General features: G+C 30.1%; 16 protein-coding genes. 3 read left to right on the forward strand and 13 right to left on the reverse strand.

Annotated features, from left to right (window positions below; genetic code table 11):
* Positions 1–7 precede the first annotated feature (7 nt).
* From mscL to CC204_RS08555, 10 genes are all read right to left on the reverse strand, one after another.
* The gene (mscL, locus tag CC204_RS08510) at positions 8–409 is read right to left on the reverse strand and encodes a large conductance mechanosensitive channel protein MscL (RefSeq protein ID WP_088269795.1); all 402 of its coding nucleotides are present in this window, start codon (positions 407–409) and stop codon (positions 8–10) included.
* A gap of 318 nt (positions 410–727) precedes the next feature.
* Positions 728–952, reverse strand: coding sequence for a hypothetical protein (locus CC204_RS08515; RefSeq protein ID WP_088269796.1), 225 nt, complete (start codon positions 950–952; stop codon positions 728–730).
* Positions 953–975: 23 nt separating this feature from the next.
* Positions 976–1,470 carry an isoprenylcysteine carboxylmethyltransferase family protein gene (locus tag CC204_RS08520; protein ID WP_088269797.1) on the reverse strand — a complete coding sequence of 165 codons (495 nt, stop codon included), beginning with the start codon at positions 1,468–1,470 and terminating at the stop codon, positions 976–978.
* Positions 1,471–1,701: 231 nt separating this feature from the next.
* Positions 1,702–1,962, reverse strand: a complete 261-nt coding sequence (locus CC204_RS21810; protein WP_088269798.1) for a WxL protein host-binding domain-containing protein — start codon at positions 1,960–1,962, stop codon at positions 1,702–1,704.
* Positions 1,963–2,770: 808 nt separating this feature from the next.
* Complete coding sequence (locus tag CC204_RS08530; protein WP_088269799.1) at positions 2,771–4,627, reverse strand: hypothetical protein; 1,857 nt, start codon at positions 4,625–4,627, stop codon at positions 2,771–2,773.
* A complete protein-coding gene (locus CC204_RS08535; RefSeq protein WP_088269800.1) occupies positions 4,608–4,877 on the reverse strand; it encodes a hypothetical protein in 270 nt (89 codons plus the stop codon). Before CC204_RS08535 ends, CC204_RS08530 begins: the two co-directional genes overlap by 20 nt.
* A gap of 463 nt (positions 4,878–5,340) precedes the next feature.
* Positions 5,341–5,583, reverse strand: a complete 243-nt coding sequence (locus CC204_RS08540; protein ID WP_088269801.1) for a hypothetical protein — start codon at positions 5,581–5,583, stop codon at positions 5,341–5,343.
* Positions 5,584–5,592: 9 nt separating this feature from the next.
* Positions 5,593–6,513 carry a hypothetical protein gene (locus CC204_RS08545; protein WP_088269802.1) on the reverse strand — a complete coding sequence of 307 codons (921 nt, stop codon included), beginning with the start codon at positions 6,511–6,513 and terminating at the stop codon, positions 5,593–5,595.
* 17 nt (positions 6,514–6,530) lie between these two features.
* Entirely contained in the window at positions 6,531–6,743 is a 213-nt protein-coding gene (locus CC204_RS08550; protein ID WP_088269803.1) for a preprotein translocase, SecE subunit domain protein, read from the reverse strand.
* 217 nt (positions 6,744–6,960) lie between these two features.
* Positions 6,961–7,530: a recombinase family protein gene (locus tag CC204_RS08555; RefSeq protein WP_088269804.1), complete on the reverse strand. Its 570-nt coding sequence runs from the start codon at positions 7,528–7,530 to the stop codon at positions 6,961–6,963.
* A gap of 355 nt (positions 7,531–7,885) precedes the next feature.
* Here CC204_RS08555 and CC204_RS08560 point away from each other — a divergent pair, with 355 nt between their 5' ends.
* Positions 7,886–8,725 (forward strand): hypothetical protein, encoded by an 840-nt coding sequence (locus CC204_RS08560; RefSeq protein ID WP_088269805.1) that lies wholly within the window; start codon positions 7,886–7,888, stop codon positions 8,723–8,725.
* A gap of 58 nt (positions 8,726–8,783) precedes the next feature.
* Here the strand turns inward: CC204_RS08560 and CC204_RS08565 are convergent, their stop codons facing one another.
* Complete coding sequence (locus CC204_RS08565; RefSeq protein WP_088269806.1) at positions 8,784–9,782, reverse strand: alpha/beta hydrolase; 999 nt, start codon at positions 9,780–9,782, stop codon at positions 8,784–8,786.
* Positions 9,783–9,884: 102 nt separating this feature from the next.
* Here CC204_RS08565 and CC204_RS08570 point away from each other — a divergent pair, with 102 nt between their 5' ends.
* Together CC204_RS08570 and CC204_RS08575 are read left to right on the forward strand one after the other, a co-directional pair.
* Positions 9,885–10,130 carry a lipopolysaccharide assembly protein LapA domain-containing protein gene (locus tag CC204_RS08570; protein WP_157894262.1) on the forward strand — a complete coding sequence of 82 codons (246 nt, stop codon included), beginning with the start codon at positions 9,885–9,887 and terminating at the stop codon, positions 10,128–10,130.
* A 541-nt stretch (positions 10,131–10,671) separates the two neighbouring features.
* Positions 10,672–11,331, forward strand: a complete 660-nt coding sequence (locus CC204_RS08575; protein ID WP_227011247.1) for a hypothetical protein — start codon at positions 10,672–10,674, stop codon at positions 11,329–11,331.
* A 270-nt stretch (positions 11,332–11,601) separates the two neighbouring features.
* On the opposite strand, the gene CC204_RS08580 is transcribed toward CC204_RS08575, so the two are convergent.
* Together CC204_RS08580 and CC204_RS08585 are read right to left on the reverse strand one after the other, a co-directional pair.
* Positions 11,602–12,165: a tyrosine-type recombinase/integrase gene (locus CC204_RS08580; protein WP_188634506.1), complete on the reverse strand. Its 564-nt coding sequence runs from the start codon at positions 12,163–12,165 to the stop codon at positions 11,602–11,604.
* Positions 12,166–12,405: 240 nt separating this feature from the next.
* Positions 12,406–15,057: an HAD-IC family P-type ATPase gene (locus CC204_RS08585; RefSeq protein WP_088269809.1), complete on the reverse strand. Its 2,652-nt coding sequence runs from the start codon at positions 15,055–15,057 to the stop codon at positions 12,406–12,408.
* Positions 15,058–15,276: the final 219 nt, after the last annotated feature.

Genomic DNA, 15,276 nt, shown 5'->3' on the forward strand with positions numbered 1-15,276 from the left:
AAAAGAATTATTTAGATAACAAGTCTCTAATTTGTTCTAAATAATCTTCTACTGACTCTTTTGCTTCTTCTTCCTCTTCTACTTTTTGGCTTGTTGAAACTTCTTTTAGTCTGTTTACAAGCTTAACAATCATAAACAACACTAAAGCTGTAATAATAAATGTTACTATAGCACTAATCACAGCTCCAAAATCAAATTTTACCCCATTGATTGGAACGACAAGCCCTCCAAAAGCATCATCAGCACTTTTTGTATCCATAAATGTTACAAAAACCAAACTAATTAATGGTGTAATTAGTCCTTCCACTACTTTGTTCACAATAGCTGTAAATGCACTACCCATTACCACACCAATAGCTATATCTAAAACACTTCCACGCATCAAAAATTCTTTAAATTCTTTAATCATTTTTTCCTCCAATAAATTTTTAATTGATAGAAATCATATCTAATCAATTCTCTATATTTTGTTCTTAAAAAATATTTTTTAACTTTTGTTATAACTAACAAGTCTAATGTAATTCATACTTCACAAACTATCTTCTTTAGAATCATTTATAGCATGTTTTACTGCTATTCTAATAACTCCATACAAAGAAACACCAACAAAAACAAACCAAATAAGGTTGATGAGAAACATTAGAACTACCTCCTTTAGTATTTAATAACCTGTCGGGCAATAGGTGCACAAATTTTAGATAAAACAGTTTGATATGAAGAAAAATAATTAATTATTTCCATCCTTAATGTAAATAATTTTTTTTATCCCCGAACCACTAATTTTATATTTGGTTGCTATCCGATTATCATATTTTAATTTAGCCATTACTTCTATCATACATTTCGCAACTATCTTAGCATCGGTTTTATTTATTTTCTTTGCTTTAATTGCGAGACTTTCTAGGCTCATCTCTTTGCCCTCTTCCTCACATAATGTTTTGTATAAATTCATAAAACATTTCCCTCCAGTCTTTATTATTTCAGATTAGCTAATAGTTGGTTCTCTTCTCTTATTCTTAAATAAAGACAAATTCCATATGACATCAAAAGGATTAATAGAGTATACCAAGCATGAAAAACGAGCGTAACACCTATTAATTCTGGAATAATGTTAAAAAAATAATTAGGATGTTTGACATGTTTAAATAACCAATTTGTATTTAATGTATGTTTATCTGCAAAAATAAGTTTTACTGTCCAATATTTACCTAGAATTTGTATCACTCTAATTAATATAAAAAACGACAACCCTATTATTAATGTACCTATAAGTCCAATACTATCAAATTGAACTTTTTTATAAATGCCTTCAAATAGGGCACAAAAGTAAAATAAGGTATGCAATATTGCTAATAGCTCTGAAACAATTTCTCCATACTCTTTACCACCTGATTCGAGTAATTCTTGTTCGTTCCGTTTAGAAATAAGCAAAACTCTTATTCTAAACAAGGCAATAACAATAAATAACATATATAGTGATACACTTGTCGATTCCCTCTCCCTTCAAAATTACAAAGAAAGCCCTTTTTAGTAAGGACTTTCTCTTTAGTAACTTTTATTAAGGCGTTGACTTTAATTTCAAGTCAAAACTGTAGCATAAGAACCACCTTTTGCATTATCTGGAATTGTCAGCTGATTACTTTCGCCACTTGCGTAATCAAATGTAAAATCATTTCGGTCTTTTGTAGAATCCTCTAGCAATTATTCATGCTTATTTTTCTTTCGAATTATCCATATTAATGCACCCAAAATAACTATGAATAAAACAATTATATATAGAAGATAATCTTTAATAGAGGTTTTCTTTTCATCTACAGAAGTTTTATTTAATTTTTCTGCTTCTTCTGATTTAATCTCAAATTCTTTATCAAACTCCCACTGGTTCCCTGCATCATCTTTTAAATTGATATTGTAGACATATTTTCCGGATTCAAACTGTCCATTCCATTTCCTAACCTTCACATTTTCGAAAACATTTTACTAAATCACAGAATCGATTTTATGCTGCTTAAAATGTGTTTTAAGCGATTTTAAATTTTTATGTATAATTTACCGAAAATATTTTTAAGAGTTCTAAGGATTAAAAAAAGACCGTCTAGAATTAAAAACACGTTATTTAAAAACTTGGAAATTTCATATATAAAAAAATATCATTATTGTTATAGAGACATTTCCATACGATTCAATCGAAAAAAAAACAATACTTAATTATCATTATCTCGTTATCTTTAAAATCCTAGGCAACAAATTTTAGCTATATTACTAAACATATAGGTGTCAATTAGTAAGCAAGATGTTATCTTGCTTACACTCAAAAATACAAATACTGATATATCAACATTTTGTAGCTATTTTAATCACACAATTATCAAATGTAAATAGCTTTTTGCGTAATGATATGTGTGAAAACAAATAGTTTCCCCCTAGTTTTATTGACTTTTTTTGACCTTCCCAATATACACATCTAGAGGGAATATAAAAAGTGCGTATTGGTTTTAGAAAAAACACGTAGTTTTCTATTGATTTTATTGGCTTTTATAAGCCTCCTCATTATACACATCTAGAGGGAATATCCTATATAGATGTGTATAATGATTTCTATCAATTATGCCAGTATTTTCTAGGGAAAACTATAAGTATTTTTCCTGTTCAATACGCAATTTTGAATTGATATAAAAAGAGATAATATTCTTAATATATAGAAATAATCCTTTATTATCAATGATTTCTAATAGAAAAAGACAGATAGAAACACTACCTGTCTAATATGCTAATTCACTTTATATATAACATTCTTAGATGAATACTTCTCCTTAATCCCTAACTGATTATACAATTCTTTAGTTAGTCTACACGTATTTAAACCATATTTATTGTATATATCCGCTCTTAGTTTCTTAAATCTTTCTGCAGTGTCACGAACCTTTAATCTTCTTGCTTTAGCTAACTTAGAAATAACATCCTTTTCGTATACATATCCTTTTTCTTCTATCTCGTTCATGATAATTCTAACTGAAGCTTTTTCCAATTTCTCACTTGCTTGGCTTAAATTACTGTCTGTTTTACTCATCTTTATTTTTTTCTGTTCAACAAGTGGTTTATAAGATTGTGGAAAATCCTGATAAGCCTTTTCTTCTCCAAAAAGTCTATATACCAATTCATAACTTAAACTACCGACTGTTACTTTATTTTCTCTTAAAACCTTAGCGATTCCTTCACTAACTGCTGTGTTTTCATCCGTCAAGTTTGTTGGTTCGTAGATGTTACTCGTTCTTAGCTTAGTGCAATCTTTCTTTTGTTCCAGTATCAAACCATTAAATATATCCTTAGGAATTTCTGCTTCTGGTTTCTTTTTAACAATCTCAGTAACAATCATATGATAAAGAATTTTTCTTGTCCTATCTAAGCTTACTTTCTTTTGGTCCGTTACTCTAGCTAATTGCTTTGCCAGATTTTTAATGCTGTAATAATTTAAATATCTTAGTTCACCATTATCATCCATATAAACATAATCATACATAAAGTCTAAAACAACAGGAATTTCAACTTGATATTTACTAAAATATTGATAGAGTTCAGGATACGTTTGTTTTAATTCTCCTGATTGCAGTTCTCGCTTAAATTTTTGAGCATTAAATTTACTTTGACCTAGTTGTGAAGTATTTGTTACAGTCGAGCCAGTAAGTTCTACTAATAAATTAACTACTTCGATTGAAGATATTTTTAAATAACGCTCCAGTAAAGAGATAATATTCCCACAATACTTATTGCTAGCAGAAAAACATTTATATAGATATATCCCATGTTCTTCAGCATAAAACACACTTGCACTAGGATTATCTTCTTTATGGAAAATATCAAAAAATGGATTGTCTTCAGGTAATTCAAGAAACTCTCTCATGTCTAATGCTTTGAAATAGTTCATTGCATTATAATCATCAGGAAATTCTTGTTTATAATTATCTCCTAGTTTATTTTTAACAATATCCAATCTACCTAATTTCAACAATTCATAATTTGGCATAGATTCATCAATTATTTCACCGCTGATAATTTCCGCAATCTCAGTAGATTCTGTATTATTAATTTCTAATAGTCCACTAACAGCTAGCCTGTTGTCCCAATCAATAACCTCATAACCGCTATTACTTCCGAAAAATAATCTACTTGTTTGTCCAACACTACTATCTGCTTGGGGATATTTTTTAAATAAAGCCTGATATATCTGTTCTATATCTTGGTTCTCAGTCACTAATTTATCTAGATGGAATACCACTCTAAATTTATCAACTTCAGAGAACAAATCACTGAATGTTTTATATATAAAACTAGCATTCTCCTGCATAAACGTATCAGCTTCTAAATCTTCAATCGTATATAAATTATTCTCATCCTTATTATCAAAATCCAACATCACTAGTTCTTGACCAATAATTTTCGTCATTTTTGATAACTTATTCTCTGATAATTCAGCTAAAACCACTGTTTTTCCATTTACTGCTAATTCTTCTGCAAATTCTTGCATGCTCATTTCTCTTAGATTATTTAAAATCGTATTAGAAATCTTTTTCACCATATATTGGTCTGGTTTTTCTTTATTTGAAATGTTACTTAGATAGAATTTCATAGTCACTATCCTCCAACATCAATAACCTTCCATATTTTCTAACAATTACTTTCTCTAAAAGCACCGTTTTTTCTTCTGTTAATCCCCTTTTTCCTTTTCTAAAATTATGCAAGTTTTGGTTATGAATATTGATTGCTTTAGAAAAAACCGTCATCTTCACTCCATAGATTTTGTCTAAAATATGTAACCATGCTTTGATTTTTTCTTGTTTCTCCGTCAATTCCTCTTCTGTTAATTTTTTTGAACTCATTTCATTATCCTCCATTTAATTATTTTATTAATCATTGCTGCCGGACTATATCATCATTTATCAACTGAAGTCAAGAATGAATATCATATTCGGACAATAAAAAAATTGGTGTATTTTTATTAAAAGGATACTCTTATTTTCTTATTCCTTTTTTAGATTTGTCAAAACTATTAAAAACATTGATATATCAACGTTCAACTTATATTTCAGAAAAAATCATATGTAAAAAACACCTTAAATTGAACAGGTAATGGATAATTCCCCATAAAAAATAATTCACGTTCAATTTAAGGTATATTTTCAAAAATAATTATTTAAAACGTTGATATAACAGCAATCTGCTAATTTTGTCAACAATCATAAAACCCGTGATAAATAAGGGTTTTAAAGGGGTCATTTTTTAAGTGGTTTTTGATGATAATTTTAAGATATTTTTTGATGAAAAAAAGAGACATGATTTTACTCATATCTCTTTTAATAATTCTTTTTCTTTTGTTACCACATGTTTCTCCCACAGACAAGCTACTAATTCTTCACTGAATAATACTCTCTCTTGCTCTTTAATAGATAAATTGATAAATTCCTTGTATAGAGCCTTAGCTATTTTATTGATTACTACTTTAGGAATGGTTACATTCGATTGAACAAATGCTTTCTTCACTTTGTTTTGAACATATTTCTTTTGGGCTAATTGATTAGTATTCATCTATTCTCCTTACATGAAAAAGTAATTAAACATTGAAATAGTGAAGAAATATTGTTCAAATTTATCTAAAGCTCCATCAAACACCTGTTTGTATAAATAAATCGTTTCATTATTATCGGTTAGTGAGACATATACGTTATCCAAATGAGAAGTATTTTTTCCATTTATACTCATTTGGTTGTTTAAAACCGCAAGCGATGGAGCTTCTTCATTTTCTAGACTACTTAACATTTTACTTATATCTCTTGTGTCCGTTGCTTGCTTTGAATGGATAGGTTTTACTACCAGTAATGCTTTTTCTACACGATTTTCTTCTGTTACCAAGTCTTTTACAGTGTGTAAACTTATTATTATTTCATCAGCTTTTTGAGTTACTAAATAATAATTTGTTTCACCAGAACCTTGATTTAAAAGCAGAGTCACAAATTTATCATATTTACTACTGTCAATTTGTAGATTTGAACCAATTTCTGTTGCCTCTACTACTTCGGCTTTAGAGTTACCTATATAAAAAAATGGGTTTGAAGCACTAGGATTCCAGTTATAAAATAAAGTGCCTACATTTAATCCATCCATCTCAAAAGCTTCATAAATATCTTGTTGATTTACAACAATATTCGTATTGAATCTGTCATCTTCTTTTTTTATCTTATTTTCTAATAATACTTGAGAATTACTTTCATCATTTTTCAGCTGTTTAAATTCATCTATTACACTTAGTTCTTCAACTTTTTCATTTGGTTCTGCAGATATACTATTAATTGAACTACTTTCATTTTCAAGAGATTCTTCTTTAATTGTCGAAGAACTGCTACTAACTGCTTTTACTTTCACTGGTTCTTTTATTTGTGAATATAAATAAGCTCCTGTTACACCGCTTATTATAGCAATTCCCACTAAAGCTACACCCATCTTTATCCATTTTTTCATTTTATTCACCTCTTCTGTTATCTTTTATTAAATAAATTAATCACAAACACTATTCCAGCAACAAACAAAAAGGAAATAAACAGATGTTGGAAAATAAAATCTAATACATGTATCAGAATTGTTATGATAATCACTGATAATACTATCCAACCAATACAGCCACACCCTTTTTCCTTTTCGTCAGGAACCTCTATCATTTCTTGAAAAATCCTTCCACTCTTTAATGCCAAATAATTCAATCCTTTCTTAAACTTTCTTGATGCAAAAAATCAACGTTTTTGCCACAATAAAATAAGACCACCATATCAACTACAGAAATGCTGATATAATCGTCTTTTTTATGTATTATATTTTTTTATACAGTATCGGTAAAAAACGTTGATTTATTGCCGGTAAATCTTGCTTCCCTCTAGTAATGTTACCCTCAGATTGATAATTTATCAAGTCTCATTTTCGGGACAAACCTTCTTTTTTAGCAATGTTATAAACATTTTTTTCGGACACACCACATTTTACTGCAATTTCTTTTAAAGATAGGTGATTACCCTTATATAAAACAATGATTTTCTTACGCTTACTTTGTTTTATTGGTGGTCTACCCAATTGTTTATCTGAGTTAGCTAATGCTTCTTTTGTTCGAATGCTGATGTTCTCTGCCTCAAATTCTGCTATCCCAGCCAAAACAGTGAAGAATAGTCGTCCACTTGCTGTTCTGGTATCAATAGATTCTTGAATACTTTTCAGATATATCTCTTTCTCATTCAGTTCAGACATAAGATTTACTAACTGCCGTGACGACCTGCTTAATCTAGCTAAATTATAAATAAGTAACGTATCGCCTTTTTTTAAACATTTCAAAGCTTTATCAAGCTCTGTCCGATGCTCCTTTCTTCCACTAATTTGTTCAGAAAACAATTCATCTGGTTCAAATTTTTCTAGTGCTTTTCGTTGCACTTCCAATCCCAAATCTTGTGTATTTTTACTAGTACGAATATAACCAATAGTTCTGTTTTGCATAGTATCTCCTCCTTTCTATCATAAATAGTAGTGCATTTATTTGCTGTAAGATATAAAAATCCCCCAACAATTGGAATATGTTAGGGGAAATGAAACATTTTGAAATATTCATTTATATCGATGTGAAATTCCAAATAGTTTCGTCAAGGTATAATTATATTATTACATCCAAACAAACGATTGTCGAGTAAATCAATCGTCCCTTTACTTTTCTATTGTTACGCTTTAAACATTGTAATAAGTACTGATTTGACAATATTTATTTAAATGGTAGACATGCTATAAATTTGTAAAAACAGGGTTACTTGATATAATTTTATATGACTATAAAATAACATATCAAGGAGGTCGTTTTATGACAAATGGAACAAGTCAAGGACTCTTTGTAGTCGTTGCAATCGTAATATTTGGAATTTTTGTTTTGATAAGCTATTTACTTTTTAAGGACAATTTAAAACCAACACTAGCAAATATCTTTACTGATGGTTTACAACAAGCTGAGGATAGCTCAAATCATGAAAATAAGAACTCTTTGCCAGTAAAAGATAATATTATCTTCACAGGAGAAAAGAACGCTTCATCACAACTTCTAGGATATCAATACTCATATTTGAATGATACTTATGACATTGTATCTAAAGAATCAGCAACTCAAATAGGTATCGATGGTGGTGTTGTATATTTAGAAGATACAGACGAAATAATGCTTAATAATGGGTTAGGTATGACAAAACTAGATATCCCTTATGAGATTGAGGGTTTACCAGTAACATTTATTTCAGGTTTTTCTGAAGCTAGTTTTACAGGTGATTTTGATTCGAAAAACTTAAAAATTATTGCTCCATTTACTTTTCAAAACTCAAAGTATTCTGGAACTTTTTCTAATCGTCAGCTAGAACAAATTCTTGAAAACGCATTTAGAAAGTCTGTTTTTACTGGTAATTTAGATGCTTCATCAGTTCAATACATAATGGACGGTGCATTTGAGAACTCTTTGTTTGAGGGTACATTAACTTTGGGTGATATTTTTGTTATCAAAACAAAAGCGTTTGATAACTCTAAATTTAAAAAAGTCATTAATCCGTTTGATATAAAAACGGTGAATGAAGATTATCCTTCAGATGATAGTAAATCGATTAGCAACACAGCAATTAGATTGTTTGATACCAGCTACTACAGCAATCCTTATCAATAAGATTTATAATGATAGTTATTTGGATAAAAAGCTCACTCATTTCATGGTTGAGCTTTTTCTAATTCCATTTATTTAAGAATTCTAATGATTCTTTTACTGCTTGTTTTGATGCTGATGTATCCATATTAAGTTGATATCCATGTCTTACTTTTTCTTTTGAGTCAAAAAATAACGTTTGAACAGGAACCTGTTTTTGTCTTAATTCATTAGCATAATTTTCTGCTTGTTCTGTGAAGGTATTCGTATTGCCATCAGTTATAAAAATCGGTGGAAAATCTCCACTTACATATTCATTTAGGTTCAGTAATTCTCCTAATTTCTTATTAGTTTTCCAATTTTTCTCCCCTGTTAACCCCCATCCCATTTTAGATAAAAGATAGTTCGTGAAACTATTACCATCAAAATTTTGAAATTCCGATAAATCATACACTGCACTATAAAGTAATATACTGTTGAATTTAATAGTTCCAACTGGCGTAACTTTCAGAGACTCTGCATAGTCCTTATCACAATAAGCAGTTAATAATTGTAATGCTAAAAAACCTCCTGCAGATGAACCCGATAAATTGAAATTATTGATATCTAAGGAGTACTTATCCGCATTTTCTTTGATATATTTAATAGCTTCATTAACCTGTTTTACTTGGTCAAATACGGTAACATTAGGGACTAAGTCATAATTTATACTAATAAAGGCATATTGATTATCAGATATTGTAGGTCCAAAATACTTGGCCATCTCTTTTTCCCCTTTAAAAAAACCTCCACCATGAATGAATAAAACAATTGGTACTTTTCCATTTGATTTCTTTGGAGAATAGATATCCAAAGAGCTATTTGAATAGTTTTTAGAATATATAATATTCTTTTCTACTCTAGTGTTTCTGTCTACAGAAGAATAATTGTCTGGCTTAGTTAGATTGGCTTCGATTGGTACCATATCTGCAATCTTAAAAAGTGGTTTAGGTGTAAAGGATAAAGTAATTCCTAGTATTAAAATACTTAATATAATTACTACAGGAATACCTATAATAAATATTTTAGCTGTCTTTTTCATAACACTCTCCTAAAAATGTAAATACTTACTTACTTTGAATAATTCTGATAATTGTATAGCCATTGAAAATCAGTTAAAATTTTCATGAAAGGTGGTGTAATTATGGATAAAATTAAAGATTTTTTTACTGTTAAGCGTGTAATTGCTATTGTTGTCTCTATCTTAGTTATTGTTTTTGCATTTCAAAATATGAATCCTGTAACAATTAATTTTATTTTCTTTTCAGTAAAATGTCCATTGCTATTTCTAATCTTAATACTTTTTGCTCTAGGAACATTCTTAGGATGGATGGTAAAACAGAAAGATATTAAGAAAACTATTGAATCAGTGAAAGAAGATTTAAAATAATAGTTTGATTTGACCAATCTACTGATTGGTCTTTTTTTGTCAACAAATAGAGATATGTCGTTCAAATTTTTATCCCTAGAAAATGGATGGTATAATGAAGAAGTAACGTAGGAGTTAGATACTTTTATATTGGGATACTTTTCAATGGATAGTTTTGAGAATTAATTAATTTTCACCATTGTATTTTCCCCTTCATGAACCCTACATTTGTTTACATCATATCCCTACATAAACCCTTCTTCAACCCTAAAAAAGAGGTTTTTTGGAATTATCAGATGATAACAAAATGAGAACTTTCGTGAGAACTTTTTGAAAACTATGTCATTTTTAAGCTGAATTCGGAAAAATTGCAATGGAAACCTCCATAAAATTTTAGAAACAGCTGCGTAATCAAAAAATAGAAAAATTTCTCCCTGAAAACCACTATCCAATTATGGATAAAAATGAGAGGGATACTTATGAGTTTGTGGACTTCTAATGGATAGATGCGAGAATGGATACTTTTAAAATAAAATAGATAAAACTATAGGAGGGAGTGAACATGGACACACTTTTTGTAAACAATCGAGCCATTGATTCTGAGGAATTGATAGACATCATAATCAATGCAAATGGAATATATGAGAATACATTGATTAAGCTATTGCAGTGTAATCGTATCAGTTTAGAGGCACGGCTAAAGACATTAAAAAAGAATAAAATAATATCCAGAGGAAAATCAAACAAACATTTTTATTATATTGATAGGTATAACTTGAAACATATGAAAGAGTTAGATTTGCAGGCAATGGTCGTTCAATATTTAGTTTCAATTGGCTTATATACCAATAAAATTCAAGTGATTGATTCCTTAGACAAGAACAAACAGCTCTATATTTCAGTATTTGCTTCAGGTAAGTATAACTATAAAAATGATGAAGCTATAAAAAAACTTGCAAATAAACGGGTCAATCAATTGTCTTCTGAAGAAGGTAGAAAGTATTTCAGTCAATTTATCATCAACGAATTGACTAAATTTCCAATTAGACTATCTTCTCTTTCGGACAAGCTACAAGAACGCTATTATACAAATTCTATAGATACTGTTGATATTCTTGCACTACCTAATAAAGAATTTATTCCTGCAATACAATCTAATTTAGCAGATGTCTCGTTTAGAAATTTAAAAAAAATACCACTCTTATCAGGAATGATATTTTGATATATCTGAATGATTCTAATACCCTTGGTTATTTTGTGAAAGAAAAGAATCAATATAAGTTACAAACAATTCGTTCTGTAGTTGACTTCTTCTATTATTTAACCTTGCACCAAAACTCTAAAGATTCCATTTATCTCTCTAATGATAAAACAGAGTATGATAATTCAGATAACTTGTATTTTCAAAGTTATTTGAATAAAGAAAAGTATAATACTGTTCAATTAAAACAAGGCAAGCAAAAAGCACAATCTTAAATGATTGTGCTTTTACTTACTTAAACGGGTCAAAATCTTCTAGCTTTGCCTTAATATCTTCCTCTTCAATTCCTGCATACCTTAGAGTAACTGCTTGGCTACTATGATTTAAAATCTTCATCAGAGTAACAATATCCCCCTTGTTTTGCTTTAAAAAGAAGTAGGAAAATGTTTTTCTAAGTGTATGTGTGCCAATGTAGTCTAATCCCAAGTTTTTTGCTATTTTTTGCAATATTTTATAAAATTGATGACTGGCTAAATGTCTACTACTATCTGTTGGACTTGGGAATAACCATTCAGATTTAGCATCATGTTCTGTATTCAAATAGTCAATAATATTTGAAGTTAAGGATTTTAGATGCACAGTTCTTTTTTTGCCAGTTTTTATTTCAATAATTTCTGTTTGTGTCTTGTTTTTCACATCACATACCTTTAGGTTCAATATATCTGAAATCCGTAATCCTGTCTTTATTCCAATTGCCATAATCAAATAATCTCTTTTTCCGTGTTTCCCCTTTTTTAATTCTTTTCCAAATTGAATTAGCGTTTCCTTATTTTTTATTGGTTTGACATTAATCATTTTTTTCCCATAAATTACCTCCCAAATATGCATCTTTTATGGATACTTTTCTATTGAAACAGACTATAAGTATCCATTTTCCTATAAACCAAAAATGAAACATTGATGGAATAGGATTCATGAGGGATACTAATTACAAAAGTATCCCTATTAAGGTCCGTTATAGCATCATTAATAAAGGAGGGCAAATTTGTAGAACATCAAAAAGGTATGCAAGTGACAGCATACCTTTTTATCTATTTATTTTTTTAGCCGAATAAGTTTGTCTATTTCAGTTATCACCAAAATAATTATACCTGATGCAACCGAAATTCCCCATGCTAACATGGACATACCTTCCGTGTAAAAAACAGATTGCATGAATGGAACATAAGTCAAAATTAGCTGCAGAATAATCATAATAGAAATTATCAAAAATGCTTTAGGATTACTAAAAAAACTTTTTGAAATTACTGGCTGATTAGTACGAATATTGAATAAGTAGAATATTTTACTCAAGACTACAATATTAATCATCATAGTACTAGCAACTGCCTGACTAACTCCTTGTGTTAATAACCACTCATAAGAAACTATACTTATTAAAGCCATTATTATGGATACATATGCCATTTGCCAAATATCATGGGCATTTAATAAGCGATTCCCTGTTTTACGTGGTTTCCTATTCATAATCCCTTCTTCTGCAGGTTCAAAGATAAAAGCAAATTGAATCGTAATTGCTGATACCATATTAATCCATAATAATTGTGTTGGTTGTAATGGCATTTCTTTTTGCATCAAAATTGTAAAAGCAATGATTAAACCTTCAGCAAAAGATGTTGGCAGAAGGAATAATATGCTCTTCTTGATATTATCGTAAATTCTTCTGCCTTCTCTGATGGCTATAGACATTGTTCCAAAATTATCATCTGTTAGAATCATATCCGCAGAATCTTTTGCAACATCTGTTCCTTTCATTCCCATGGCTACACCAATATCAGCTCTCTTTAAAGCAGGAGCATCATTGACACCATCACCCGTCATCGCAGTTACTTTTCCGCTTTCTTGTAAAGCTTCCACAATATCCATTTTATTTTTTGGTGTGGTTCTTGCAAATACTTGATTATACAACACTGCATTCTTAAACTCTTCGTGTGACATACTGTCAAGTTCCGCACCAGTGACCACGTTTATCTTAGGAGCTAAACCAAGTTTTTCACCTATTGCTTTGGCTGTTAAAGGATGGTCCCCCGTTATCATTTTGACGTGAACACCTGCATGATTCATTTCTTCTAAAGCTTGAATAACTTCTTCTCTTGGAGGGTCAATAATTCCTGCAATTCCCAGTAAGTCTACGCCCTGACTAAGTAATTCATGCGTCACTTCTTCAATATCAGAAGAGACCTTTTTGAATCCAACAGCAACAACTCTTTTTCCTTCCTCAGAAAGTTCTGTTACTTGTTGAAACCAATATTTCTCGTCAAATGAAGAATCAAAAGATTGTGCCATTGGAAAAAGTTTATCGGGAGAACCTTTTATAAAAATAATCCGTTCTTTGTTACTATTTTCGACAAGCTTTGCCATGTATCGATAATCCGAATCAAAAGGTAACATGTCTATTTCTTCATAGTCTGGTTTCTCAGGATAAGAATATTGCTTATAAAACAACGTTAAGAAAGAACCATCCGTAGGCTCTCCATTAATTGTCCAACTGTCCTCTTCTTTCACCAGCACCGTATCATTAGCTTCAAACCCAGCTTTTAAAAACAATTCAAGTTGGTTATCGACTACAACTGGAGAATCATTATGAAGAATCTCTCCTTTGGGTTTATATCCATCTCCTGTAACTTGAAGATATTTTTTGTAAAAAATAATATCTTTCACAGTCATTTCATTTTTAGTTAAAGTTCCAGTTTTATCTGTAGCTACAATATCTACGGAACCTAATGTTTCTACAGCAGGCAAGGTCTTAACTATTGTGTTCTTGTTCTTAGCCATATCACTCACACCCATTGCTAGAACAACGGAAGTTGTGGCTGGTAATCCCTCAGGGATAGACCCCACAATCATTGTAACTACGGCAAGAGATAGCACTGACAAAGAATAAGTCTCTAAAATCAAACTAAAAACAAACAAAGCTATTGCTACCCCCATGATGACATAAGTAATTCCTTTACCTAATCCATCTATCTCTTTCATTAGTGGAGTTTTTCTAGTTTCCGTATTATTAACATCAGTTGATATTTTTCCTATTTCAGTCTTTTGACCAACTGAAGTTACAACTCCTATGCCACTACCAGAAGTAACAGAAGTTGAAGCAAAAGCTAAATTAACTCTTTCAGCAAGTGGTATGTCTTTCGATTCTAAAGATTCTTCAGTCTTCTCTACAGAATCAGGTTCACCAGTCAGAGCAGATTCTTGAATCCTCAAATTATCGGCTTCAACGATTCTCAAATCTGCTGGAACATTATCACCAGCTTCTAAAAAGACAACATCGCCAACAACTATTTCTTCAGAGGGTATGTCTTTTCTAACCCCTTCTCTATATACTGTAGCTTCTGAAGACAACATTTCTCTGATTCGTTCTAAGGCATCAGAAGCACTTGCCTCTTGATAATATCCTATTAATGCATTTACAATCACTACTAATGCAATAATGACCGCATCTGATGTATGTCCCATTATTAATGTCAACAATGCTGAAAACATTAAAATATAAATTATCATGTTGTTAAACTGTCTGAGAAGGAGTTTCCATTTTGGTACCTTCTTCGACTCTAGTTTATTTAAACCATTTATGATTAAACTTTCTTCAACTTGTTTATTATTTAAACCATTTTCTAAATCGGATAATTCATATTCCTCTAAAACGTCTTTAACATCCATTTGATATATATTTTTTTTATTCATAATTGTTTTTATCTTCTCCTAATTGCCTAAATTTTTGCAACACAAATAAGCCCATCATTATACTAGCTAAAAGACCTAGACCGATGCACCTATATAATCTATTCAATTAAGAAATAGGATAAACAGACTAAGATTTTCTGCTCTCCATCTTCCGAGTCACTTGTCAAGTATACCACCTCCAATCAATTACACTATACAATGATACATGAAAGATATAAA

This window comes from Enterococcus wangshanyuanii (assembly GCF_002197645.1).
Classification (GTDB): Bacteria; Bacillota; Bacilli; order Lactobacillales; family Enterococcaceae; genus Enterococcus_L; species Enterococcus_L wangshanyuanii.